The sequence below is a fragment of the Escherichia sp. 94.0001 genome (genome assembly GCF_013369155.2).
Classification (GTDB): Bacteria; Pseudomonadota; Gammaproteobacteria; order Enterobacterales; family Enterobacteriaceae; genus Escherichia; species Escherichia coli_F.
The window spans coordinates 1-23593 of record NZ_JABWMS020000005.1; the positions used below are offsets into that span (position 1 = coordinate 1).

At 52.6% G+C, this 23593-nt stretch carries 26 protein-coding genes; 12 read left to right on the forward strand and 14 right to left on the reverse strand.

What is annotated here, in order from left to right:
• The 8 genes from HEN33_RS03980 to HEN33_RS04010 all read left to right on the forward strand — a co-directional run.
• On the forward strand, nt 1-280 hold a 280-nt coding region (locus HEN33_RS03980; RefSeq protein WP_183083416.1), incomplete at its 5' end, for a DUF4049 domain-containing protein.
• Nucleotides 281-541: 261 nt separating this feature from the next.
• Nucleotides 542-2164 carry a DUF4049 domain-containing protein gene (locus tag HEN33_RS03985; RefSeq protein WP_176262967.1) on the forward strand — a complete coding sequence of 541 codons (1623 nt, stop codon included), beginning with the start codon at nt 542-544 and terminating at the stop codon, nt 2162-2164.
• 189 nt (nt 2165-2353) lie between these two features.
• Entirely contained in the window at nt 2354-2467 is a 114-nt protein-coding gene (yhiY, locus tag HEN33_RS26275) for a protein YhiY (protein ID WP_001296785.1), read from the forward strand.
• 62 nt (nt 2468-2529) lie between these two features.
• Entirely contained in the window at nt 2530-3597 is a 1068-nt protein-coding gene (locus HEN33_RS03990; protein ID WP_088542102.1) for an HlyD family secretion protein, read from the forward strand.
• Entirely contained in the window at nt 3594-6329 is a 2736-nt protein-coding gene (gene rbbA / locus HEN33_RS03995) for a ribosome-associated ATPase/putative transporter RbbA (protein ID WP_032185361.1), read from the forward strand. The genes HEN33_RS03990 and rbbA overlap by 4 nt, the downstream gene beginning before the upstream one ends.
• Nucleotides 6329-7453 carry an ABC transporter permease gene (locus HEN33_RS04000; protein ID WP_024212196.1) on the forward strand — a complete coding sequence of 375 codons (1125 nt, stop codon included), beginning with the start codon at nt 6329-6331 and terminating at the stop codon, nt 7451-7453. The genes rbbA and HEN33_RS04000 overlap by 1 nt, the downstream gene beginning before the upstream one ends.
• Nucleotides 7454-7525: 72 nt before the next feature.
• Entirely contained in the window at nt 7526-7801 is a 276-nt protein-coding gene (locus tag HEN33_RS04005) for a type II toxin-antitoxin system HicA family toxin (protein ID WP_001260301.1), read from the forward strand.
• Nucleotides 7798-8157 (forward strand): type II toxin-antitoxin system HicB family antitoxin, encoded by a 360-nt coding sequence (locus tag HEN33_RS04010; protein WP_000593555.1) that lies wholly within the window; start codon nt 7798-7800, stop codon nt 8155-8157. The genes HEN33_RS04005 and HEN33_RS04010 overlap by 4 nt, the downstream gene beginning before the upstream one ends.
• 119 nt (nt 8158-8276) lie before the next feature.
• Here the strand turns inward: HEN33_RS04010 and nikR are convergent, their stop codons facing one another.
• The 8 genes from nikR to HEN33_RS04050 all read right to left on the reverse strand — a co-directional run bounded on the left by nikR (nt 8277) and on the right by HEN33_RS04050 (nt 15400).
• Nucleotides 8277-8678, reverse strand: a complete 402-nt coding sequence (nikR, locus tag HEN33_RS04015; RefSeq protein WP_001190062.1) for a nickel-responsive transcriptional regulator NikR — start codon at nt 8676-8678, stop codon at nt 8277-8279.
• A 4-nt stretch (nt 8679-8682) separates the two neighbouring features.
• The gene (gene nikE, locus HEN33_RS04020) at nt 8683-9489 is read right to left on the reverse strand and encodes a nickel import ATP-binding protein NikE (protein ID WP_176262966.1); all 807 of its coding nucleotides are present in this window, start codon (nt 9487-9489) and stop codon (nt 8683-8685) included.
• Nucleotides 9486-10250, reverse strand: coding sequence for a nickel import ATP-binding protein NikD (nikD, locus tag HEN33_RS04025; RefSeq protein WP_176262965.1), 765 nt, complete (start codon nt 10248-10250; stop codon nt 9486-9488). The genes nikE and nikD overlap by 4 nt, the downstream gene beginning before the upstream one ends.
• Nucleotides 10250-11083 (reverse strand): nickel ABC transporter permease subunit NikC, encoded by an 834-nt coding sequence (nikC, locus tag HEN33_RS04030; protein WP_001008972.1) that lies wholly within the window; start codon nt 11081-11083, stop codon nt 10250-10252. Before nikC ends, nikD begins: the two co-directional genes overlap by 1 nt.
• The gene (nikB, locus tag HEN33_RS04035; RefSeq protein WP_000947080.1) at nt 11080-12024 is read right to left on the reverse strand and encodes a nickel ABC transporter permease subunit NikB; all 945 of its coding nucleotides are present in this window, start codon (nt 12022-12024) and stop codon (nt 11080-11082) included. The genes nikC and nikB overlap by 4 nt, the downstream gene beginning before the upstream one ends.
• A complete protein-coding gene (gene nikA, locus HEN33_RS04040; protein WP_176262964.1) occupies nt 12024-13598 on the reverse strand; it encodes a nickel ABC transporter substrate-binding protein in 1575 nt (524 codons plus the stop codon). Before nikA ends, nikB begins: the two co-directional genes overlap by 1 nt.
• Nucleotides 13599-13708: 110 nt before the next feature.
• Nucleotides 13709-14296, reverse strand: coding sequence for a 4'-phosphopantetheinyl transferase AcpT (gene acpT / locus HEN33_RS04045; RefSeq protein ID WP_032303967.1), 588 nt, complete (start codon nt 14294-14296; stop codon nt 13709-13711).
• A 54-nt stretch (nt 14297-14350) separates the two neighbouring features.
• Nucleotides 14351-15400: an AI-2E family transporter gene (locus tag HEN33_RS04050; RefSeq protein ID WP_000449758.1), complete on the reverse strand. Its 1050-nt coding sequence runs from the start codon at nt 15398-15400 to the stop codon at nt 14351-14353.
• Nucleotides 15401-15498: 98 nt separating this feature from the next.
• Here HEN33_RS04050 and HEN33_RS04055 point away from each other — a divergent pair, with 98 nt between their 5' ends.
• The gene (locus tag HEN33_RS04055) at nt 15499-16749 is read left to right on the forward strand and encodes an MFS transporter (RefSeq protein WP_123057336.1); all 1251 of its coding nucleotides are present in this window, start codon (nt 15499-15501) and stop codon (nt 16747-16749) included.
• 3 nt (nt 16750-16752) lie between these two features.
• Here the strand turns inward: HEN33_RS04055 and dcrB are convergent, their stop codons facing one another.
• Nucleotides 16753-17310 carry a phage sensitivity protein DcrB gene (gene dcrB, locus HEN33_RS04060; RefSeq protein ID WP_001245295.1) on the reverse strand — a complete coding sequence of 186 codons (558 nt, stop codon included), beginning with the start codon at nt 17308-17310 and terminating at the stop codon, nt 16753-16755.
• 72 nt (nt 17311-17382) lie between these two features.
• On the reverse strand, nt 17383-18048 hold the full coding sequence (locus HEN33_RS04065; RefSeq protein WP_176262963.1) for a 7-cyano-7-deazaguanine/7-aminomethyl-7-deazaguanine transporter: 666 nt from the start codon (nt 18046-18048) through the stop codon (nt 17383-17385).
• A gap of 220 nt (nt 18049-18268) precedes the next feature.
• Between HEN33_RS04065 and tusA the strand changes: the two genes are divergently transcribed.
• Together tusA and HEN33_RS04075 are read left to right on the forward strand one after the other, a co-directional pair.
• A complete protein-coding gene (tusA, locus tag HEN33_RS04070; protein ID WP_000130621.1) occupies nt 18269-18514 on the forward strand; it encodes a sulfurtransferase TusA in 246 nt (81 codons plus the stop codon).
• Nucleotides 18515-18870: 356 nt separating this feature from the next.
• On the forward strand, nt 18871-19179 hold the full coding sequence (locus HEN33_RS04075; RefSeq protein ID WP_032303952.1) for a hypothetical protein: 309 nt from the start codon (nt 18871-18873) through the stop codon (nt 19177-19179).
• Between the two features lie 32 nt (nt 19180-19211).
• Here the strand turns inward: HEN33_RS04075 and zntA are convergent, their stop codons facing one another.
• Together zntA and HEN33_RS04085 are read right to left on the reverse strand one after the other, a co-directional pair.
• Nucleotides 19212-21410, reverse strand: a complete 2199-nt coding sequence (zntA, locus tag HEN33_RS04080; protein WP_176262962.1) for a Zn(II)/Cd(II)/Pb(II) translocating P-type ATPase ZntA — start codon at nt 21408-21410, stop codon at nt 19212-19214.
• 73 nt (nt 21411-21483) lie between these two features.
• Nucleotides 21484-22110 (reverse strand): lysoplasmalogenase, encoded by a 627-nt coding sequence (locus HEN33_RS04085; RefSeq protein ID WP_000964718.1) that lies wholly within the window; start codon nt 22108-22110, stop codon nt 21484-21486.
• 140 nt (nt 22111-22250) lie between these two features.
• Between HEN33_RS04085 and HEN33_RS04090 the strand changes: the two genes are divergently transcribed.
• The gene (locus tag HEN33_RS04090; RefSeq protein WP_000042869.1) at nt 22251-22610 is read left to right on the forward strand and encodes a DUF2500 domain-containing protein; all 360 of its coding nucleotides are present in this window, start codon (nt 22251-22253) and stop codon (nt 22608-22610) included.
• A gap of 2 nt (nt 22611-22612) precedes the next feature.
• Here HEN33_RS04090 and HEN33_RS04095 read toward each other — a convergent pair whose 3' ends face one another.
• Both HEN33_RS04095 and rsmD read right to left on the reverse strand, forming a co-directional pair.
• On the reverse strand, nt 22613-22882 hold the full coding sequence (locus HEN33_RS04095) for a DUF1145 family protein (RefSeq protein ID WP_002432827.1): 270 nt from the start codon (nt 22880-22882) through the stop codon (nt 22613-22615).
• Complete coding sequence (gene rsmD / locus HEN33_RS04100; RefSeq protein ID WP_176262961.1) at nt 22872-23468, reverse strand: 16S rRNA (guanine(966)-N(2))-methyltransferase; 597 nt, start codon at nt 23466-23468, stop codon at nt 22872-22874. The genes HEN33_RS04095 and rsmD overlap by 11 nt, the downstream gene beginning before the upstream one ends.
• Between the last annotated feature and the right edge of the window lie 125 nt (nt 23469-23593).

Consider the following 23593-nt stretch of genomic DNA (forward strand, 5'->3'; position numbering starts at 1 on the left):
AAGCAATATGATGAAACCCACTGCTTTATATACTGATTATTTTAATAACACTACTGCTTTCAGACCAAAACCTGAAGATATCTTTAAATGTGGAGAGAAACTCAAATGTGAAGACCCCAGCAAATACATTAGACAAAAATATGGCCATCATGGGCTCGGGGTAGATCAGAATCAACAATTTGATAATGGTATTATGGGTCTAAATTCCCGGAAGGAAGTACGTGATAAAAATAATAAAATAATTTATTCATCAGGGCTTAGTTGTTTTCAATCTCATTAAAACTCCATGAATACTGTGGTATGTCTTATTAATCCTGAAAGTATTTCATAGGTTTTCTTAATCGATTGTAGAGGTATGTTCTGATAACGCCTCTACAATCTCTAGGGATTTTGTCTACTTTGAGATAAGAAATTTCATATTATGCCTTAAGGCTGAATGATTTGTGCAAAATATAATTGTTTTTCCATCGAACATGAGGTGTATGTCATAAGATTAAATATTAACTACGTATTCCTCGCAGTGAATAGCATGAGGTAAAAAATGAAAATTGGAGCTGTGACCGGTACTCACGACAGTACGACGACAATCCCCGCAAATGATATTATGCAAGATCATGTTACCAACTTCACTAAAGAACTGTTTGGGTATATAGCAAATGGCTTAGGTGATGACATATCAAGTATTGCCAGGACAATGCTCGGTGAAGTTGTGGAAAAAATAGATGACTGGCAAATAGAACGCTTCCAACAATCTTTTCAAGATGACAAGATTTCATTTTCCATACAGACGTATCAATCAGAAAAATATAGTATGCTATCGGGCATGCGTGTTCATATCCTACGCAGGAATAATAGTTATCAGTTTATTGTGACAATTAATGGAAAAAATTACGGTTGCCCTCTTGATAACATAGAAATAAATTGGTGCAGCATTGTTTGTTTTCTTAATGCCATGACAGAAGATGGTAATATGAATGATATTGTAGTTACTGAGTCGTACAAACCCCTCTGGGACTGGAAAACTTCGCAATACAATATATTTGATATTAAATTCGAAACAGTAATAAAGGCCCATTTTGCTAATAGAGTCTATTTCTCAAATTGCTCACCCGTTGATCCTACAAGTACCAGACCGACCTATTTCGGTGATACTGATGGCTCAGTCGGTGCCGTTTTGTATGCGCTTACTGCAACAGGTCATTTGGGTATTATGGCTGAAGGAGAAAATTTCCTTAGTCAGTTGCTTAATATAGAAGATGAAGTTCTCAACGTATTGCTAAGGGAGAACTTTAATGAGCAACTTGACACTAATGTTAATACAATAATCAGTATTCTGAACAGAAGAGATATAGTTTTAGAAAGTCTTCAGCCTTATTTGGTTATTAATAAAGGCGCAGTGACGCCATGTACGTTTCTGGGTGACCAAACCGGCGATCGGTTTAGTAATATCTGTGGCGATCAATTTATCATCGATTTGTTAAAACGCATAATGAGTATCAATGAAAATGTTCATGTATTAGCTGGAAATCATGAAACAAATTGCAATGGTAACTATATGCAGAACTTCACGCGTATGAAACCACTTAATGAAGATACCTACGCTGGGATAAAAGATTATCCTGTATGTTTCTATGACCCCAAATATAAAATAATGGCAAATCATCATGGGATAACTTTCGACATACAACGCGAACGTTACATTTTAGGTCCGATAACAGTCTCTAAAGATGAAATGACCAATGTTCTCGATCCGGTCGAATTAGCGGCAATCATTAATAAAAAGCATCATACCATAATTAATGGTAAAAAATTTAAAATTAGCCGGGCCATCTCTTGTCAATCTTTTAATCGTTATTTTTCCATCTCGACAGATTACAGGCCCAAACTTGAAGCACTATTAGCATGCTCACAAATGTTAGGTATAAATCAAGTTGTTGCACATAACGGTAATGGTGGAAGAGAACTCATAGGTGAAATGGGGGCTGTTTTAGGTCTGAACGCCCGTGACAGTAAACATGCCGGAAGGATGTACAGTATGCATAATTGCCAAATTAATCCTGGTGCAGGGCCTGAGGTAACCGCTCCCTGGACGTCTTACCAGCATGAAAAAAACAGAAATGAACTTATGCCTTTGAGTAGAAGGCGCACGCTGTTACAGCTTTGAACCATAGACAACATGAATATTAATGTTACTATCTGGTTGAGACTGTTGATAAAACGTAAAAAGGAATGCTCTGTTCCTGCAACTGAACAGGCGTGAAACGCTATCCAACAGGATGGATACCGTTTTATCAGCCAGTTTTATAGATCACACTTATGAGTATGCGTGTTTCATTTACGGCCAGGAATGCTGATGATGACAACATTACTACCCGTTTTCACTAAGCCTTCCCCATTGGCGCTCAATGCTCTGCGCGCTGGTCGTATTTGCCGTTTCCTTCTTATCCCGGATGGAAGAATCCGCTGAACGTCGTTCGGCGGCAGTTGTAACACGCGTCGTTTGTTTACAGGGATTATGGCGGGTCGATTATGGATAAGAGTAAGAGCCATCTGGCGTGGTGGGTTGTCGGGTTACTGGCGGTGGCTGCCGTCGTGGCGTGGTGGCTGTTGCGCCCGGCAGGTGTGCCGGAAGGCTTTGCCGTCAGCAATGGGCGCATTGAAGCGACGGAAGTGGATATCGCCAGCAAAATTGCCGGGCGTATCGATACCATTCTGGTGAAAGAAGGCCAGTTTGTTCGCGAAGGCGAAGTGCTGGCGAAGATGGATACTCGCGTGTTGCAGGAACAGCGACTGGAAGCCATCGCGCAAATCAAAGAAGCACAAAGCGCCGTTGCCGCCGCGCAGGCTTTGCTGGAGCAACGGCAAAGCGAAACTCGCGCCGCACAGTCGCTGGTTAATCAACGCCAGGCAGAACTGGACTCCGTGGCTAAACGTCATACGCGTTCCCGCTCGCTTGCCCAACGGGGGGCTATTTCTGCGCAACAGCTGGATGACGATCGCGCCGCCGCCGAGAGCGCCCGAGCCGCGCTGGAATCGGCGAAAGCTCAGGTATCGGCTTCTAAAGCGGCTATAGAAGCAGCACGCACCAATATCATTCAGGCGCAAACCCGCGTCGAAGCGGCACAAGCCACTGAGCGGCGCATTGCCGCAGATATCGATGACAGTGAACTGAAAGCCCCGCGTGACGGACGCGTGCAGTATCGGGTTGCCGAGCCAGGCGAAGTGCTGGCAGCAGGCGGTCGGGTGCTAAATATGGTCGATCTCAGCGATGTCTATATGACCTTCTTCCTGCCAACCGAACAGGCGGGCACGCTGAAACTGGGCGGCGAAGCCCGACTGATCCTCGATGCCGCGCCAGATCTGCGTATTCCTGCGTCCATCAGCTTTGTCGCCAGCGTCGCCCAGTTCACGCCAAAAACCGTCGAAACCAGCGATGAGCGGCTGAAACTGATGTTCCGCGTCAAAGCGCGTATCCCACCGGAATTACTCCAGCAACATCTGGAATATGTCAAAACCGGTTTGCCGGGCGTGGCGTGGGTGCGGGTGAACGAAGAACTTCCGTGGCCTGACGACCTTGCGGTGAGGTTGCCGCAATGACGCATCTGGAACTGGTTCCCGTCCCGCCTGTCGCGCAACTGGCGGGCGTGAGCCAGCATTATGGAAAAACCGTTGCGCTGAACAATATCACTCTCGATATTCCGGCCCGCTGCATGGTCGGGCTGATTGGCCCGGACGGCGTTGGGAAGTCGAGTTTGTTGTCACTGATTTCCGGTGCCCGCGTCATTGAGCAGGGCAACGTGATCGTGCTGGGCGGCGATATGCGCGACCCGAGGCATCGCCGTGACGTCTGCCCGCGCATTGCCTGGATGCCGCAGGGACTGGGCAAAAACCTCTACCACACCTTGTCGGTGTATGAAAACGTCGATTTTTTCGCCCGCCTGTTCGGTCACGACAAAGCGGAGCGGGAAGTCCGAATTAATGAGCTGCTGACCAGCACCGGGTTAGCACCGTTTCGCGATCGTCCGGCAGGTAAACTCTCCGGCGGGATGAAGCAAAAACTGGGGCTGTGCTGTGCGTTAATCCACGACCCGGAATTGTTGATTCTTGATGAGCCAACAACGGGGGTTGACCCGCTCTCTCGCGCCCAGTTCTGGGATCTGATCGACAGTATTCGCCAGCGGCAGAGCAATATGAGCGTGCTGGTTGCCACCGCCTATATGGAAGAGGCGGAACGCTTCGACTGGCTGGTAGCGATGAATGCCGGAGAAGTACTGGCGACTGGCAGCGCCGAAGAGCTGCGGCAGCAAACGCAAAGCGCCACGCTGGAAGAAGCATTTATAAATCTGTTACCGCAAGCACAACGGCAGGCGCATCAGGCGGTAGTGATCCCACCGTATCAACCTGAAAACGCAGAGATTGCCATCGAAGCGCGCGATCTGACCATGCGTTTTGGTTCCTTCGTTGCCGTTGATCACGTCAATTTCCGCATTCCACGCGGGGAGATTTTTGGCTTCCTCGGTTCGAACGGCTGCGGTAAATCCACCACCATGAAAATGCTTACCGGACTGCTGCCTGCCAGCGAAGGTGAGGCGTGGCTGTTCGGGCAACCGGTTGATCCAAAAGATATCGATACTCGCCGTCGGGTGGGCTATATGTCGCAGGCGTTTTCGCTCTATAACGAACTCACCGTGCGGCAAAACCTGGAGTTACATGCCCGTTTGTTTCACATTCCGGAAGCGGAAATTCCCGCGCGAGTGGCTGAAATGAGCGAGCGTTTTAAGCTCAACGACGTTGAAGATGTTCTGCCGGAGTCATTGCCGCTCGGCATTCGCCAGCGGCTTTCGCTGGCGGTGGCGGTGATTCATCGCCCGGAGATGTTAATCCTCGATGAGCCTACTTCTGGCGTCGATCCAGTGGCGAGGGATATGTTCTGGCAGTTAATGGTCGATCTTTCGCGCCAGGACAAAGTGACCATTTTCATCTCCACCCACTTTATGAACGAAGCGGAACGCTGCGACCGCATCTCACTAATGCACGCCGGAAAAGTGCTTGCCAGCGGTACACCGCAGGAACTGGTTGAGAAACGCGGAGCCGCCAGTCTGGAAGAGGCATTTATCGCCTATTTGCAGGAAGCGGCAGGGCAGAGCAACGAAGCCGAAGCGCCGCCTGTGGTACATGACACCACCCACGCGCCGCGTCAGGGATTTAGCCTGCGACGTCTGTTTAGCTACAGCCGTCGCGAAGCACTGGAACTGCGCCGCGATCCGGTACGTTCGACGCTGGCGCTGATGGGAACGGTGATCCTGATGCTGATAATGGGTTATGGCATCAGTATGGATGTGGAAAATCTGCGCTTTGCGGTGCTCGACCGCGACCAGACCGTCAGTAGCCAGGCGTGGACGCTCAATCTCTCCGGTTCCCGTTACTTTATCGAGCAGCCGCCGCTCACCAGTTATGACGAGCTTGATCGTCGGATGCGTGCGGGCGATATCACGGTGGCGATTGAGATTCCACCCAATTTCGGGCGCGATATCGCGCGTGGTACGCCTGTGGAACTCGGTGTCTGGATCGACGGTGCGATGCCCAGTCGTGCCGAAACGGTAAAAGGTTACGTGCAGGCCATGCACCAGAGCTGGCTACAGGATGTGGCGAGTCGGCAATCCACGCCCGCGAGCCAAAGCGGGCTGATGAATATTGAGACACGCTATCGCTATAACCCGGACGTAAAAAGCCTGCCAGCGATTGTTCCGGCGGTGATCCCGCTTCTGCTGATGATGATTCCGTCAATGCTAAGCGCCCTTAGCGTGGTGCGGGAAAAAGAGTTGGGGTCGATTATCAACCTTTACGTGACTCCCACCACCCGTAGCGAATTTTTGCTTGGCAAACAGCTACCGTACATCGCGCTGGGGATGCTGAACTTTTTCCTGCTCTGCGGCCTGTCGGTGTTTGTGTTTGGCGTGCCGCATAAAGGCAGTTTCCTGACGCTCACTCTGGCGGCGTTGCTGTATATCATCATCGCCACCGGAATGGGGCTGCTGATCTCCACCTTTATGAAAAGCCAGATTGCCGCCATTTTCGGTACGGCGATTATCACGTTGATCCCGGCGACGCAGTTTTCCGGGATGATCGATCCGGTAGCTTCGCTGGAAGGTCCAGGACGTTGGATCGGCGAGGTTTACCCTACCAGTCATTTTCTGACTATCGCCCGCGGGACGTTCTCGAAGGCGCTGGATCTGACGGATTTATGGCAACTTTTTATCCCGTTGCTGATAGCCATTCCACTGGTGATGGGCTTAAGCATCCTGCTGCTGAAAAAACAGGAGGGATGATGCGCCATTTACGCAATATTTTTAATCTGGGTATCAAAGAGTTGCGCAGTCTGCTTGGTGATAAAGCGATGCTGACGCTGATTATTTTCTCGTTTACGGTGTCGGTGTATTCGTCAGCGACCGTCACGCCAGGATCGTTGAATCTGGCACCGATCGCTATTGCCGATATGGATCAATCGCAGTTATCGAACCGGATCGTTAACAGCTTCTACCGCCCGTGGTTTTTGCCCCCGGAGATGATCACCGCCGATGAGATGGATGCTGGGCTGGACGCCGGGCGCTATACCTTCGCGATAAATATTCCGCCTAATTTTCAGCGTGATGTCCTCGCAGGACGCCAGCCGGATATTCAGGTGAACGTCGATGCCACGCGCATGAGCCAGGCATTCACTGGCAACGGTTATATCCAGAATATTATCAACGGTGAAGTGAACAGCTTTGTCGCGCGCTACCGTGATAACAGCGAACCGTTGGTATCGCTGGAAACCCGCATGCGCTTTAATCCGAACCTCGATCCCGCGTGGTTTGGCGGGGTGATGGCGATCATCAACAACATTACCATGCTGGCGATTGTGTTGACCGGATCGGCGCTGATCCGCGAGCGTGAACACGGCACGGTGGAACACTTACTGGTGATGCCGATAACGCCGTTTGAGATCATGATGGCGAAGGTCTGGTCGATGGGGCTGGTGGTGCTGGTGGTATCGGGATTATCGCTGGTGCTGATGGTAAAAGGCGTGCTGGGCGTACCGATTGAAGGCTCGATCCCGCTGTTTATGCTTGGCGTGGCGCTCAGTCTGTTTGCCACCACGTCAATCGGAATTTTTATGGGGACGATAGCGCGTTCAATGCCGCAACTGGGGCTGCTGGTGATTCTGGTGCTACTGCCGCTGCAAATGCTTTCCGGTGGCTCCACGCCGCGCGAAAGTATGCCGCAGATGGTGCAGGACATTATGCTGACCATGCCGACGACACACTTTGTCAGCCTCGCGCAGGCCATTCTCTACCGTGGTGCAGGATTCGAAATCGTCTGGCCGCAGTTCCTGACGTTGATGGCAATTGGCGGCGCGTTTTTCACCATCGCGTTGCTGCGATTCAGGAAGACGATTGGGACAATGGCGTAAGGAAGGGAAACTTGACTTCATATTGTGATGTCATACTATTGATGTCATAAAGTGAAGTCATAAGGACATGCCATGAGAACCCAGGTACAGGCTTTACGGAAGAAACAAAAAAATACATTGGATCAAATATTTAAATCTCCTGTTCCTCAAGGGATTAAGTGGTCTGATATCGAGTCACTGGTTAAAGCATTAGGCGGAGAAATTAAGGAAGGAAGAGGTTCGCGTTGTAAGTTCATACTAAATATGAGCGTTGCGTGTTTCCATCGGCCTCATCCGTCGCCAGATACCGATAAAGGCGCTGTAGAAAGCGTGCGTGACTGGTTACTAAGTATAGGGGTAAAACCATGATCAAACTGAAGACGCCAAACTCTATGGAGATTGCCGGGCAACCTGCTGTTATCACTTACGTGCCAGAACTGAATGCATTTCGTGGCAAATTCCTGGGCTTGTCAGGTTATTGTGATTTTGTCTCTGACAGCATTCAGGGGCTGCAAAAAGAAGGGGAGCTTTCCCTGCGAGAGTATCTTGAGGATTGTAAAGCTGCGGGTATTGAGCCGTATGCGCGTACAGAAAAGATTAAGACCTTTACATTACGCTATCCAGAATCGCTGAGTGAACGCCTTAATAATGCGGCTGCGCAGCAACAAGTCTCTGTAAATACTTATATTATTGAAACGCTAAATGAGCGTTTGAATCATTTATAAATTTTAGCGGCGTACAATACGCAGAATATCTGCCTTTACAGGATCTATCTATGCAACTGAACTTAATTTTATAAATTAAGTTCAGTTAATATCTTTTCTTTCCTCGTTTTAGAAATAACTCAATCTTCCTTCGGCAAGCACTGCAAATGCCCGTGCCGCACGCCGCGCTGGGCGATAACGTCATCGGCAAAATGTTGCACGTCGCCCATGTCACCTTTCAACACGGCGATTTCCAGGCAATCGTCGTGATTGATATGCACATGCAGCGTGGCGACTGAGAGGTCGTGGTGATGATGCTGGGTGGAGACAATACGGCTGGCTAAGTCGCGTTTTTCGTGTTCATACACATACGACAGCACCGCGAAACCTTGTGTGCCGTGCTGCTGGGTGGCCTCCTGCGCCAGAGCACTACGCAAAATATCGCGGATAGCTTCGGAACGGTTGTTATAACCACGACGCTGGCTCAGGCTGTCCAGCGTCTCCAGTAAATCGTCATCAAGGGTGATGGTGACTCGTTGCATTGACTTAAACCTTTTCTGTGGCGCGACGGCGCACTGGGAATGCGGGTAATACCGCGTTTTGTAGCACACGTCCGGCGTCAGAGGAAAAGGTTAATTTATCTCCCACCATCTGGGTTTCGACGATTTGTCCGTTGTCCATCACCATCACCCGCTGACAGAAGCGTTCCACCAGGCGTAAGTCGTGGGTGATGAACAGGCAGGCGGCACCAAACTGTTGTTGTAGCTTTTTCAGCAGGCGAATGACGCCCGCCTGTAACACGAGATCAAGGTTAGAAACGGCTTCATCCAGAATCAGTAGTTTCGGTTCGACCGCCAGCGCGCGAGCCAGGCAGACGCGCTGGAGCTGACCGCCGCTTAACTGCGATGGGCGTTTGTCTAGAACGCTGTCATCGAGATCGACCGCCTTCAGCATTTCGCTGGCGCGCGCCAGTTGTTCGGATTTTTTCAGTGATAGCAGGTGGCGCATCGGTTCACGCAGGATCTCGCGCACGGTTTTGCGCGGATTCACGGCGCTGATGGAGTCCTGAAATACCATCTGAATATCGCGGCGGAACGCTTTACGCTGGGCGCGATTGAGCTTTGCCAACGATTCGCCGCGCCAGCTAATATTCCCTTGTGAGGGCGACTCTAAGCCTACCAGCAGCCGCGCGAGAGTGCTTTTTCCGCAGCCGCTGCGTCCCAGCAGGGCGACGGTTTCACCGCTTTTCAGGGTCAGCGAAACGTTATTGAGCACTGCCTGATGCTGGTGCTTACCGCTGAATCCTCCGTGTGCGTACTGGTGTGAAAGGTCGGAGACGTTAAGTAAAGTCATGATGCCAGCTCCATACCATAAAGGGCGAGGTGAGCAGAAACCAGGCTGCGCGTTACCGCATGTTTGGGGGCGTTAAACAGCGTTTCGACATCGCCCTGCTCAACAATCTTACCGTGAGACATCACCGCCACATCGTCTGCCAGACGCGCTACCACGCCCATATCATGGGTAACCAGCAGCATTCCCGGCGCTTGTTTTTGCATAATACTTTCCAGCAGATCCAGAATGCGTGCTTGCGCTACTACATCAAGATCGGTGGTCGGTTCATCGGCGATGATAAACGGTGATTCACATAGCACTGCCATCGCAATCATCATGCGCTGCAACATGCCGCCGCTCATCTCGAACGGGTACAGCTTCAGCACGCGTGCGGCGTTTTCCAGCCCTACCGCTTCTATAGCGGCGATAAGCGTGGCGTCATCGGCGGGTTTCCCCAGTGCCTGGCAAGTTTCCCGCGCGTGCGTGTGCATGGTGTGCAGCGGATTAAAGGCACTGCGCGGGTTCTGCATGATGGTGGCAATTTTGATACCGCGCAGGGCGCAGGGAGAAACCGGTTTGCCATCGGCCAAAATGTCCCCCGCCGTCTGGCGAACGCCAGCGGGCAGAATGCCCAGCGTCGCAGCGCAGGTCAGCGACTTCCCGCTACCACTACCGCCGACTAACGCCAGCACGCGCCCGCGTTGCAGGGTTAACGATACGCCGTGCACCAGCGGTTGCGCGGCCTGTAGCGCGATATTACGTAGTTCAATCTGTTGCGGCATTAGTGTGCGTGCTCCGTCACCAGATGAGGGTCCAGATGATCGCGCAGTGCGTCACCCACCAGGTTAAAGGCCATCACGCTGATAAACAGCGCCAGTCCCGGCCAGAACATTTGCAGCGGCTGGGTCCAGATATACTGACGTGCATCGTTAATCATCACGCCCCATTCGGCGGTCGGGGCGGTCACACCGAGACCGAGGAAGGACATCCCCGCGACGTGTAGCATCATATGGCCGATATCCAGCGTCGCCAGCACCAGCAGTGAAGGGATCACCGCGCCCGCCAGATGATCGATAAACACCCGCACATGGCCCGCGCCAGAAAGCCGTGATGCCAGCACAAACTCGCGCTGGCGCAGTGAAATCACCAGACTGCGGACCATGCGCGCGTACCACGCCCAGTGCGAAAGGGCGATGGCGATAATCACGTTGGTCAACCCGGTGCCGAGTACGCCGACCATAAAGAACGACAGAATCGACGTCGGGAAGGTCATAAACATATCCGCCACGCGCATGGTGGCCTGATCAACGCGCCCGCCAATCAGCCCGGCGCTGCCGCCAATAATCAGCCCTAATGTCAGCACCAACAGCAGGCAGGCCATTACCGAGCCAAGCGACACACGGGTCGCCGCCATCAGCCGTGAGAAAATATCGCGTCCTAAGTGATCGGTGCCCAGCCAGTGCTGTGCATCCGGAGAAAGCAGACGCGACGGCAAATCAATGACCTGGGGATCGTATGGCAGCCACCACTGGCTGGTGAGCGCAATCAGTGCCAGCAGGGCGATAATGATGAGCGCCAGGCGTACCGACCAGCGAGAAGAGAGGAAAAAGTTCACGCGTGCGCTCCTTCATGACGACGAATGCGCGGGTCCAGCGCGGCGTTGAGCAAATCGACAATCAAATTACAGACCACAAAAACCACTACCATCATCAGCGTAAAGCATTGGATCACCGGATAGTCACGGTTAAAAATCGCCGACACCGCATAGCGCCCGACGCCCGGCCAGGCAAAGATGTTTTCGATAATCATCGTCCCGCCAATCAGTTCGCCAATGTGCATCCCCACGGCGGTGATCATCGGCAGCGAGGCATTGCGCAGGATATGGCGGCGTTCGGTCTGTTTGTCGTTCAGGCCGCGCAGCCGCGCCCAGGTCACATGACGCTGACCGGCGACGTCCAGCATGCTGGCGCGCAGCAGACGCGCGTTAATCGCCAGCGACATAAAGGCGATGGAAACCGCAGGCAAAATGATATGCTGCCAGCCGCCGTAACCCATCGCGGGCAGCCATTGCAGATACACTGAAAATGCCATCACCAGTAAAAACGCCAACCAGAAGTTAGGCATCGACACGCCAAGAAACGCGATAAAACGCACGGCGAAATCCGGCAGGCGGTCGCGATGGCGCGCCGCCCAGATGCCGAGCGGCACGGAAGTGAGCAGAATTAACACTAGCGCCGCGCCCGCCAGTTCCAGCGTGGCGGGCAGGAAGGTCAGCATATCGTCCAGCACCGGGCGTTGGCTGGCGAATGAGATACCAAAGTCAAGATGCAGCGCTTTCCACAACCAGGTTCCGTACTGCACGTACAACGGCTGATCCAGCCCCAGCATGGTGCGGGTAGAAGCCAGCATTTCCGGCGTCGGCGGTAGGTTAGACAGACGCAGATAATCGAGCGCCGGGTCGCCGGTGCCGAGGCGCAGCATCAGAAAAATGATCACCGAGGCGGCGAGCACCATCGGGATCAGCAGCAGAAAGCGGCGTAATACATAACGCAACATTAAGGTTTCACCGGTTTAATCTGTTCGAACGGGATTTCGGTGGCGATCGGCGCGTAGGGGATGTTACCCAGTTCCGGTTTTGAAACCACCATCATTGAGATATAGCTGATGGGCAGATAAACCGCCTCGTCATGCAGACGGGTCAGAATGTCGCGATACAGTGCCTGACGTTGTGTTTCGTCGTGTGTCGCCAGCACTTCGCCAATCTCTTTATCAATCAGTGGCTTGTCGGCTAAACCTTGCTGTGCCTGGAAGTCAGCGTGCGACGGTACGCGCATTGAACTCAGGAAGGCGTGTGGATCGTATGGCGCGCCCCAGGTACGGTGGAAAATCATGCCAAAACGACCGTCGCGCTGACGAGCATAGATACTGCTCTCTTCTTCGCCGATCAGCGTGACATCCGCGCCAATCTGGCGCATATCAGCCTGAATGATTTCGGCCATTGATTTGCTTAACGCATCGGTGCCGATGAACGACAGTTCAATGCGCAGCGGCTGACCATTTTTCTCGCGGATGTCTTTGCCTGCGGGCAGCGTCCAGCCTGCTTGTTCCAGCAACGCTTTCGCTTTCTGCGGATCGTACTGGCGCGGTTTCAGGCCGAGATTGGCATAGGGCACGGAAGGGGCAAACAGGGTGTCGGCGACCTGCTGGGTACCATACAACGCGTTATCGATCAGCGATTTTTTGTTTACCGCGTAATTGAGAGCTTCACGTACGGCCAGTTCGTTGGTGGGGGCTTTGGCGGTATTAAGCGCCAGCATCACGGTTTCGATCGGCTGTGACAGTTGGGTGTGGTAGGCCGGGTTCTGGCTAAAGCGGGCGAAGGTATCGAGCGGTAATAGCCCTTCATTACCGTATAGCAGATCGATATCGCCGGTTTCAAACGCTACTGCGCGGGTAGTCGGGTCCGGGATCACGTTAAAAGTGATCTTTTTAATCGCCGGCTTTTCGCCCCAGTAGTTTTCGTTACGGACGAAGACATCGTATTGATTCAGTTTCGATTCCTGCAAAACCCACGGCCCGGTGCCAATCGGCGCTTTAATCCCGTTCATGGTTTCATTATTTTTAAACTGCGAGGGGGCGATAAAGCGGAAAGGACGGGGCAGGGCCAGTTCTTGCAGGAAAGGGTAGTAGGCGCTTTTCAGGGTGATTTGCAGCTCGGTTTTACTGAGAGCTTTGACATCAACAATCTGGTTTGCCAGCTCCAGCCAGGCGTGACGTTGACGGTTGTCGAGCACAGCGCGGAAGTTTTCTGCCGCGGCCTCTGCATCAAACGGTTCACCGTTAGAGAATTTCACATCATCACGCAGGGTGAAGGTCCAGGTTTTGCCATCTTCTGAATGGGTCCAGCTTTTTGCCAGCCACGGGATCACCGAACCGTCTGCCTGATATTTCACCAGTGGTTCATAAACCATGCTCTGGGCGAACATCTGGTTGGGTGTGTAAAGGTGCGGGTTTAGTGGCCCGACATTCACCGGCCAGGCGGTGGTGATTTCATCTGGTGCAGCGGCATGGACGATAAAAGACGCACAAGCCAGCAGCGCAAATAGAGTGCGGCGGAGTGTGGAGAACATGGTAACCCCAATGGATTAAAATAGATGGCGGAAATAAGTATGACGATTTTAAGTATTCGTCATACTGATAACCTGTTCTGGATCAATAGATGGGCAGTCGGATGGGCTGATCAGTTAACTGAATCGATCCATTGCACACTGTCGGCGGTGAGCGTAAAGGGAGTAGGGGTGCAGATCGCCAGACTTAAATTTTCAAGCTGACAATGGCTGACTGACAGCGAGGACTGATAGGTGCTGTCTACGCTGACGATTTGCCAGGCGCTGCCGCCACGTTGTTTAACGATGGCTTCTTTGCGTGTCCAGATGCGCCAGAACATTTCCAGTTGCTGATCTGGATGCACGGCGTCCATCTCGGCATGTTCTCCGAGGCTGAACACCGCGTTCGCCAGCCAGCGCCAGTTGGCACGCGGGCGAATCACTTCGATATCGCAGCCGACTTCGCCTTCATCGCTCAACAGCAGGGCGATATCGTCACCGCTATGGCTTAAGTTGAACCATAGCGGCGTTTCCGGCGCGAATGCAGGTTTGCCTTGTTCGCCATAGATGATCTCCGGTAGCGGGGAAAGCGTGTGTGAAAGCAATGCACGCCCCGCCAGCCAGCGTTCGCGCCGTGGACCTTGCGGTGCTTTATCGCGTAAAGCCGGTGGCAGTGGAGCTGCGCTTAAGGTCGAAACTTTCCCCAGAACTATCCGATACATATCAGGGCCAACGTTTAATGGAAAATGAAAGTGCGTATCGTATCACTTGTCGCCTCATCCCGGTAATCGACTTTTCGGTCTGCCTGGTCCCAGTAAAATCGCCAGTTTGCTACCGCCTTTGGTGGTTTCCATCCAGATTTTACACACGCTGGTTAATGGTACCGAAAGTAGCATCCCTACCGGGCCGAGCAGCCATCCCCAAATTAACAATGAAAGAAATACCACCATGGTGGACATCCCCAGGCGATGGCCCATCATCCGCGGTTCTAAAATATTGCCGATGACCATATGGACCACTAAAAACAATGCGCCGACCAGAATACATTCGTAAACGCCATTAAACAGCAGCACCTGAATCATTGGCGGTACGGCGGAAATTACCGCGCCGATATTGGGGACGTAGTTGAGCAAAAACGCCAGTACTGCCCACATCAGCGCAAACTGTACGCCCATTAGCGCCAGCCCCAGCCAGACGATTACGCCTGTCCATAAACTTAGCAGTGTCTTCAATGCAAGATAGTGCGAAACACCTTTTAAGGCGCGGTGTAGTCCGGCGATGTGAATCTGTGGATTATTCAACGCAAAACGCATTTTGTAAGGGACGTGGCGCACTTCAAACAGCATGAAAACTACGGTCATCACCAGCAAAAGCACGCTCGCCATTGCCCCGGAAAGCCCGGTCATTAGCGCCGTGGTGAAGGTAACCACTTTTTCCGAGTCCATCCGCTGCAGCATTCGCTCCGGCGACATATGCAAATTAAGAAAAGGCAACATCTCCTGCAATTTAAAAAGTTTGCGCGTCAGCTCCTTATTAAACTTCGGCAGCATAGAGATAAATTCGTTAAACGAAGCTGCCAGTACACCGACCAGTGCGGTAAGTGCGATCAGCATCACCACCACCACAATCGTAATGGCAACGGGGCGTTGTACTCCGCGACGAATAAACCAGGTGACGAGCGGGTTGAGGACGATGGCAAAAAACAGCGCCAGTAACAGTTGCACAATGATATCTGCCGCTGCGTGAATGCCCGCGAGGATCACTACCAGCGAGGCCAGTTTAAGCAGAATGTGCATGCCCGTTTTATCGGGTTGAGGGGTTTCCATTGGGGCTTCCTTGTGACTTTTTGTATTAAGTGTAGCGGGAGTCACGCCAGCAATATTCTGATTCTTACTGCTGATTTTCACGTCAGCACGTGGTAAAAATGAAACACTGTTGTAAAAATGTGGTGATCCTCATGCCCGAACCCGTAGCCGAACCCGCGCTAAACGGATTGCGCCTGAATTTGCGCATTGTCTCCATTGTCATGTTTAACTTCGCCAGCTATCTGACCATTGGGTTACCGCTCGCCGTGCTGCCGGGCTATGTCCATGATGTGATGGGCTTTAGCGCCTTCTGGGCGGGGTTGGTTATCAGTCTGCAATATTTCGCCACTTTGCTGAGTCGTCCTCATGCCGGGCGTTATGCCGATTTGCTGGGACCTAAAAAGATTGTCGTCTTCGGTTTATGCGGCTGCTTTTTGAGCGGTTTGGGGTATCTGACGGCAGGATTAACCGCCAGTCTGCCCGTCATCAGCCTGTTATTACTGTGCCTGGGGCGCGTGATCCTTGGGATTGGGCAAAGTTTTGCCGGAACGGGATCGACCCTATGGGGCGTTGGCGTGGTTGGTTCGCTGCATATCGGGCGGGTGATTTCGTGGAACGGCATTGTCACTTACGGGGCGATGGCAATGGGCGCGCCGTTAGGTGTGGTGTTTTATCACTGGGGCGGCTTGCAGGCGTTAGCGTTAATCATTATGGGCGTGGCGCTGGTGGCCATTTTGTTAGCGATCCCGCGTCCGACGGTAAAAGCCAGTAAAGGCAAACCACTGCCGTTTCGCGCGGTGCTTGGGCGCGTCTGGCTGTACGGGATGGCGCTGGCTCTGGCTTCTGCCGGGTTTGGCGTCATCGCCACCTTTATCACGCTGTTTTATGACGCTAAAGGTTGGGACGGTGCGGCTTTCGCGCTGACGCTGTTTAGCTGTGCGTTTGTCGGTACGCGTTTGTTATTCCCTAACGGCATAAATCGTATCGGCGGCTTAAATGTGGCGATGCTCTGCTTTAGCGTTGAGATTATTGGCCTGCTGTTGGTCGGCGTGGCGACCATGCCGTGGATGGCGAAAATTGGCGTCTTACTGGCAGGGGCTGGTTTTTCTCTGGTATTCCCGGCGCTTGGTGTGGTGGCGGTCAAAGCAGTGCCGCAGCAAAATCAGGGGGCGGCGCTGGCAACTTACACCGTATTTATGGATTTATCGCTTGGCGTGACCGGACCACTGGCTGGGCTGGTGATGAGTTGGGCGGGCGTCCCGGTGATTTATCTGGCGGCGGCGGGACTGGTCGCAATCGCGTTATTACTGACGTGGCGATTAAAAAAACGGCCTCCGGTGGAAGTACCTGAGGCCATCTCATCATCTTAAAACTTACTGAATAACCAGCGTATTAATGATGTTTTCTGCGGTGGTCTGTGCTTTTTGCTGATCGTCAGCTGGCAGCGTAATTTGCATGGTCAGCAGTTGATTACCCACGTTACCCAGAATAACGGAAGAGTACGCCGTCTGGCCTTTCGCGGAGATAATGCTGTCTAACTGCTGCATTTTGTGACCTTTCAGCTCAATGGCTTTATTGGTTACCACTTGCAGCTGCGGATCGCGGCTACGTTGCTGATCTTCCAGGCGCTTCGCCAGCACCGCCAGATCTTCTTTCGGATCATCGCCCATGATGACGATGACTGCTTTTTGCCCGGTGGCGTCGGACCAGACATGCATGTTATTAGCCTGCGTTCCCAGCTTACCGCTCTGGTCGGTCATATCCGCTGGCAGCGAGAAACTTAACTTGCCATCAAGCAGGTTGACGGGATTCCCGGTAGCGTTACTTTCCGCGACCGAACCCTGCGCCGTAGCGTTAGTGTCTTTATCATCACAGGCCGCAAGCCCCATAACCAGCAGGCCAATTCCGACATATTTAACCAGATTGCGCATTGACTTCTTCCTTTCGATAAACGGCCATAACGGCTCATTCATCCATCTTATCACAACTCTGATAACGAACCTTTAACTCGCCTGCAAAGCGTTGATTTCGGATTTATCTGCCAGTCTTTTCAACAGCATATTGAGTAATACGCCATACATTGGCAGGAAGAAAACGATACTGATTAACACTTTGAAACAGTAATCGACCAGCGCGATTTCCATCCAGTGTTCAGCCATAAAGGCATCGGGGCTGCGCCAGAAGGCAATGAAGAAGAAGGCCAGCGTGTCGCTGGCGTTCCCAAACAGGGTGGAAGCCGTCGGTGCCAGCCACCAGCGACGACTCTGACGCAGGCGGTTAAAAACGTGCACGTCGAGGATTTGCCCCAGCGCGTAGGCCATGAAACTGGCGGTGGCGATACGGGCGACAAACAGGTTGAAGTGGGCGAGCGCGCCGAATCCCTGCCAGGAACCCATATAGAACAGCGACGAGATGACGTAGGAGATCAGTAACGCCGGGATCATCACCGCAAAGATGATACGACGGGCCAGCGGTGCGCCAAAAATACGCACAGTCAGGTCGGTAGCAAGGAAAATAAACGGAAAGCTAAACGCGCCCCAGGTGGTATGGAAACCAAAAATGGATACGGGAAGCTGAACCAGATAGTTACTGGAGGTGATCACCAACAGATGAAATAACGATAACCAGAACAACGCTTTATAGCGTTGAGTTTGCGAGAAAACGTTCATATTGTACCTTTTTGATTAACCATTGGGGTGAGGGAACCCAATACGTACGACACGTCTGTTACCTTAACATAATAACGTGCTGACCCTTTTTTCGAGCCGCCGCATGATACTGCTTTACGTTGACAATGCAATGGTTAATTTTCACGCAATCGTTAACCTGGTTTGCTTACGGACTCACAGGGCGTAAACTAGCGCCGTTTTTTTATGTGATGAGAAGAAAATGACCGATCTCTTTTCCAGCCCTGACCACACACTCGACGCACTTGGCCTGCGCTGCCCGGAACCAGTAATGATGGTGCGCAAAACTGTGCGCAATATGCAGCCAGGTGAAACGTTGCTGATTATTGCTGACGATCCGGCGACGACACGCGATATTCCTGGGTTTTGTACCTTTATGGAACACGAACTGGTTGCGAAAGAGACCGATGGACTGCCTTATCGTTATTTGATTCGTAAAGGTGGTTAAGGTGGATCACGGACTGTTCCCCTCACCCTAACCCTCTCCCCAGAGGGTTAGGGTGAGGGGACCGATCGCACTCAATGTTGCTGCTTGAAACCGGTTTGTAGGACGGATAAGGCGTTCAAGCTGCATCTGGCGATACGGTGCACAATGCCTGATGCGACGCTGTCGCGTCTTATCATGCCTACGAGTTCTATGCTCTGTGTAGGACGGATAAGGCGTTCACGCCGCATCCGGCGGTTGTGTGTGGATGCCTGATGCGACGCTGTCGCGTCTTATCATGCCTACGAGTTCAATGCCCTGTGTAGGCCAGATAAGGCGTTTACGCCGCATCCGGCACGCAAACGTAATGGAATGCACAAATGGATTATTTAATTCCAGTTTGTCTGGCATTGCTGGGATTGCTCGCGATCTTCACCCCCAATTGGCTGATCCCTGTTTTTATCGTCGTGGGGGGATGGCTGGGGGTACTTGCCTGGGGTTGGCTCTGGCTAATGATTTTTTTACCTTTACTTAACGGTGTCGGGCTTGCTTATGCCCTGTGGTTGATGTTCAAAAGGCCATCCATAGCATCCCGCCTGGTTGCTGCATGCTGTGTTATCTCCGTCATTCTGATGTTAGCGCTTTATTATGCTTTCCTGACTATGCCGCCGTTCCCGGCCCAGCACTAAGCCTGATAGCCAGAGGCTATCAGGCAACACCTTTACTTCCTGCGCAACAATCTTAACGCATTCGCTGTCACCAGCACCGTCGCACCCGTATCTGCCAGCACCGCCAGCCAAAGGCCAGTCATTCCTAATAGCGTGGTGACGAGGAAGATCCCTTTCAGCCCCAATGCAATGGTGATGTTCTGGCGGATGTTGGCGTGAGTGGCGCGTGCCAGTTCAATCATCTGCGCCAGGCCGCGCAGGTGGTTATGGGTTAATGCTGCATCGGCGGTTTCCAGCGCCACATCTGTGCCACTGCCCATTGCAATCCCAATGGTGGCGGCTTTCATCGCTGGCGCGTCGTTAATACCGTCACCGACCATCGCCAGAGGCGCATGTTGATTCAGCTCGGTCACCGCTTTGACTTTATCTTCTGGTAATAGGCCCGCTTTAAATTCCAGCCCCAACTCCCCGGCAATTGCCGCCGCGGCGCGTGGATTATCGCCAGTGAGGATCACCCCTTTGACACCCAGGGCGCTCAGTTCGCTGATGGCAGTTGCGGCGTCGGCGCGCAGGGTATCCTGCAATGCAATGACACCCAGCACTTCATCGTTACGCACCACCAGTACTACCGTTTGCCCGGCGCTTTCCAGTTCGTTAATTAAACCAGCAAATGCAACAGCCGGATGTTTTCCGGCAGCGCATATCAACACGCGCTCACCGTTAATCAGTGCTTCAATACCAGACCCGACCAGCGCCCGCTGTGATTCGGCGGCGGGAATGGCGAGTTCAGCAACCTGTGTTTCGCGTACGATGGCTTGCGCCAGTGGATGCGTCGCGCCTTGCTCGACCGCCGCTGCCAGTGTCAGCAGTTCAGATTCACTAATACCCGTTGCCGGATGAATCGCGGTAACGCGCGGTTTACCGACGGTCAGCGTGCCGGTTTTATCAAACGCCACCTGGGTAACACGACCTAGTTGTTCCAGCGCCGCACCGCCTTTAATCAACGCCCCATGACGCGCTGCTGCCGCCAGCCCGGAGGTGATCGCCGCAGGTGTTGAGATCACCAGCGCACACGGGCAGCCAATCAGCAGCAGCGTCAGCCCTTTATAAATCCACTCCTGCCAGCTTGCGGCAAACAGCAGCGGTGGCACCAGCGTCACCAGCAGGGCGACGGCCATAATCGCTGGCGTGTAAATACGGCTGAAACGGTCGATAAACCGCTCAATGGGCGCGCGGCGCTCTTCGGCTTCTTCGATCAGTTTCAGAATCCGGTCAATGGCGCTGGCACCCGGTTCTGACAGCACTTCCAGCGTTACCAGACGGTCTACGCTGGTGGCGCCTGCAGGAACTTTATCACCCGTCGCGCGCTCCACCGGAATGGATTCGCCGGTCAGGGCGCTTTCATCAAAACTGGCAAAGGGCGAGAGCAGTTTACCGTCGGCAGGTAAACGCCCACCTGCCGCAACTTCGATAACATCGCCCGGACGCAGGCTGTTAATTGCTACCTCTTCACGCTTGCCATTACGCAGGCGCGTGGCGGTTTCCGGTTTCAGCGCCATTAACGCGCTGACCCCTTGACGCGCGCGGCTGGCGGCCCAGCCTTCCAGTCGTTCACCAATCAAAAACAGCAGCAACACCATCGCAGCTTCAGCCGTTGCGCCAATAAACAGCGCACCAATAGCGGCTACGCTCATTAAGGTTTCAATAGCGAAGTAGCTGCCGGATTTGATCAGCCGTAATGCCTGACGAGCAATCGGGTACAGCCCAACCAGCGTGGTCGCGATAAACGCCAGTTGACCGAACGGATGATTAAACTGCTCCAGACCCCAGCTGATTGCCATCAACACGATTAGCGTAATCAGCGGCAGATTCTCTTTCAGGCGTGATTCTTGTTGTTCGTCGGCGGACTGTTCATCGCGCAGGGAATAGCCCGCTTTTTGCACCGCAGATTCAACTTGTGCACGGATGTCATTGTCGGCATCAACCACCAGTTTTTCGGTGGCGAACAGCACCTGCACCTGATTCACGCCTGCAAGCTGGCGCACGGCATTTTCTACCTTGCGCGCGCAGGCGGCGCAGTCCATGCCGCTGACTTTCCAGCTATAGCGGGTGCCGGAGACGTTTTCAGAGAGCGTTGGCGTGCTGGAACATGCGCCGTCGCAGCAACAGTCGTTGACGTTCTGTACCGTGGTTAGCGGTTTGAACGCAGAAAATTGAGGGGCTTTCTTGCCGTGATTGTCAGGAGTCGACATGGCATCCTCCGGTTAAGTTTTTTCTCATTAACCGAAGGATACACTCTGGAGTCGACTCCAGAGTCAAGTTTTATCAGAGATACAGCGAGCGGACGATGAGGAAATGTCCGGCAAAATAACAAGCGGCGGCAATCGCGTTATCCGCACGGAAGCGTCGGCGATAGTGGCTACCCAGCCAGACAAAGTTACTGATAAACAGCAACGAAGCGCCGACAAATGCAGAAAGTGCCGGAGCGGTTGGACGGAAGAACCACAGTTCACCTGCCAGCCATACCATCACCAGCGTCATGCCGATAAACGTGCAGATAGGCCAACGATACTCTTCCAGACGCGTCCAGATAATCGCCAGTAACAGCGCGCCCAGAACCAGCAATACCAGTGGCAGAGGCCAGAAGAAAGAGAGCGTCATCTGACTGGCGAAATAGATGGTGTAAAGCAGGTGCGAGAGGAAAAACGCGCCGATGGCGTACATCAGACGTTGACGTGGCAACAGGGTTAGCGCATCGCCCAGCAGTGAGGCGCACAGCCCCGCCAGCACCAGATAGCTAATGGCGTCGAACATCGGCGCTTGCCAGGCCAGCAACAGCAGGAGAAGAAGGGTTAATGGTTTAAATACCCAGCGTTGCCAGGTTGGCCCACGATACGATGCATCCACAGATAGCCATGCGGAAAGACAGACAGCGATAAACGACCAAAGCATCTTAGTTCCTTGAATTCGTTATTTTTTCGTAAGCGGAATGCCTACGGTCTTGCTTCCAGTTTAGTGGCGAGGGTGGACGGATGACAACACCATAACTGGCAGGGTATGCTTATTTCCGCATTTTCCGATGAGGGATTAAGATGAGCAAACCACCTCTTTTCTTTATTGTTATCATTGGCTTAATCATCGTCGCCGCATCGTTTCGTTTTATGCAACAACGACGGGAAAAAGCTGATAATGATATAGCGCCACTCCAGCAAAAGTTGGTGGTGGTGAGCAATAAGCGGGAAAAACCGATTAACGATCGCCGTTCGCGCCAGCAGGAAGTGACACCGGCTGGTACCAGCATGCGCTATGAGGCGAGCTTCAAACCGCAAAGCGGAGGAATGGAACAGACCTTTCGCCTCGACGCCCAGCAGTACCATGCCCTGACAGTGGGCGATAAAGGTACGCTGAGCTATAAAGGAACGCGCTTTGTCAGCTTTGTTGGCGAACAATAAGGTTATTTTTTAACTTTAAATTTCTTCTGCCAGACCAGCAGTTCAAACACGCCGAAAAGGAAAATGCGCACCTTTTCGGCGGTGGTCATCTGCGGGCCATCTTTCGGTAAAGTGGATTTCAACAGCGCCAGCTGCATACCATGCATCAGCACGGTGAAAATCAGCGCCACGTTAACGAAAATATTCAGCGGACGCGGGAAGGGATGCACCAGGTTGAGGATTAAAAATCCCCAAACACAGAGCATTAACACACGACCAATATTAATCAGCATCACTTTCTCCTTGTGCTTCGCGTTGATACAGGCGGTAAGCCACCTGACCTGCCACTTTTTCCCGATGTAATGACCAGTTCGCCGGAACGGTGGGTAGCCCGTTTTCGACTTCGCTTTCGACATAAATCAGGGCTTCGTCAGCCAGCCAGCCGTTATCTTCCAGTAAATTTATCGTCTCTTCTAACAAGCCACGGCGGAACGGTGGATCGACAAAAACGATATTATGCGGAGTGCCTTTTTGCGCCAGGAATGACATCGCGTTGCTGTTCACCACGCGTGCATTGCCTGCTTTTAGTGCCGCCAGATTCTTAATTAACTGTTGAGAAACCGCGCGATCCATCTCAATCAACGTGGCCCCCGCAGCGTAGCGCGATAACGCTTCCAGCCCCAGCGCGCCGCTCCCGGCGAAGCAATCCAGACATTGGGCGTCAACAATGACCGGAGCCAGCCAGTTAAACAACGTTTCGCGTACGCGGTCGGTGGTGGGGCGCAGACCTGGGCTATCAGGAACCGGGAGTTTACGGCCTCGCCACTGCCCGCCAATAATGCGGATTTGGCCGCTGCCGGAATGATTCGGTTTTTTCATGATAAATTGCTCAATCCGCCAGATAACACATACTTGCAGGCGGTGATGTGAATTAAGTTAAGTGATAGACTATTTCATCATTTTTTTAGCTGCTATGTACATAGCGTTAACGCTGTGCCATGAAG

Bases quoted from the DNA above. Each gene is read 5' to 3' on its own strand.
- HEN33_RS03985 (WP_176262967.1), top strand. From the start codon at position 542: ATGAAAATTGGAGCTGTGACCGGTACTCACGACAGTACGACGACAATC.
- yhiY (WP_001296785.1), top strand. From the start codon at position 2,354: ATGATGACAACATTACTACCCGTTTTCACTAAGCCTTCCCCATTGGCG.
- HEN33_RS03990 (WP_088542102.1), top strand. From the start codon at position 2,530: ATGGATAAGAGTAAGAGCCATCTGGCGTGGTGGGTTGTCGGGTTACTG.
- rbbA (WP_032185361.1), top strand. From the start codon at position 3,594: ATGACGCATCTGGAACTGGTTCCCGTCCCGCCTGTCGCGCAACTGGCG.
- HEN33_RS04000 (WP_024212196.1), top strand. From the start codon at position 6,329: ATGCGCCATTTACGCAATATTTTTAATCTGGGTATCAAAGAGTTGCGC.
- HEN33_RS04005 (WP_001260301.1), top strand. From the start codon at position 7,526: ATGAGAACCCAGGTACAGGCTTTACGGAAGAAACAAAAAAATACATTG.
- HEN33_RS04010 (WP_000593555.1), top strand. From the start codon at position 7,798: ATGATCAAACTGAAGACGCCAAACTCTATGGAGATTGCCGGGCAACCT.
- nikR (WP_001190062.1), bottom strand. From the start codon at position 8,678: ATGCAACGAGTCACCATCACCCTTGATGACGATTTACTGGAGACGCTG.
- nikE (WP_176262966.1), bottom strand. From the start codon at position 9,489: ATGACTTTACTTAACGTCTCCGACCTTTCACACCAGTACGCACACGGA.
- nikD (WP_176262965.1), bottom strand. From the start codon at position 10,250: ATGCCGCAACAGATTGAACTACGTAATATCGCGCTACAGGCCGCGCAA.
- nikB (WP_000947080.1), bottom strand. From the start codon at position 12,024: ATGTTGCGTTATGTATTACGCCGCTTTCTGCTGCTGATCCCGATGGTG.
- nikA (WP_176262964.1), bottom strand. From the start codon at position 13,598: ATGTTCTCCACACTCCGCCGCACTCTATTTGCGCTGCTGGCTTGTGCG.
- acpT (WP_032303967.1), bottom strand. From the start codon at position 14,296: ATGTATCGGATAGTTCTGGGGAAAGTTTCGACCTTAAGCGCAGCTCCA.
- HEN33_RS04050 (WP_000449758.1), bottom strand. From the start codon at position 15,400: ATGGAAACCCCTCAACCCGATAAAACGGGCATGCACATTCTGCTTAAA.
- HEN33_RS04055 (WP_123057336.1), top strand. From the start codon at position 15,499: ATGAAACACTGTTGTAAAAATGTGGTGATCCTCATGCCCGAACCCGTA.
- dcrB (WP_001245295.1), bottom strand. From the start codon at position 17,310: ATGCGCAATCTGGTTAAATATGTCGGAATTGGCCTGCTGGTTATGGGG.
- HEN33_RS04065 (WP_176262963.1), bottom strand. From the start codon at position 18,048: ATGAACGTTTTCTCGCAAACTCAACGCTATAAAGCGTTGTTCTGGTTA.
- tusA (WP_000130621.1), top strand. From the start codon at position 18,269: ATGACCGATCTCTTTTCCAGCCCTGACCACACACTCGACGCACTTGGC.
- HEN33_RS04075 (WP_032303952.1), top strand. From the start codon at position 18,871: ATGGATTATTTAATTCCAGTTTGTCTGGCATTGCTGGGATTGCTCGCG.
- zntA (WP_176262962.1), bottom strand. From the start codon at position 21,410: ATGTCGACTCCTGACAATCACGGCAAGAAAGCCCCTCAATTTTCTGCG.
- HEN33_RS04085 (WP_000964718.1), bottom strand. From the start codon at position 22,110: ATGCTTTGGTCGTTTATCGCTGTCTGTCTTTCCGCATGGCTATCTGTG.
- HEN33_RS04090 (WP_000042869.1), top strand. From the start codon at position 22,251: ATGAGCAAACCACCTCTTTTCTTTATTGTTATCATTGGCTTAATCATC.
- HEN33_RS04095 (WP_002432827.1), bottom strand. From the start codon at position 22,882: ATGCTGATTAATATTGGTCGTGTGTTAATGCTCTGTGTTTGGGGATTT.
- rsmD (WP_176262961.1), bottom strand. From the start codon at position 23,468: ATGAAAAAACCGAATCATTCCGGCAGCGGCCAAATCCGCATTATTGGC.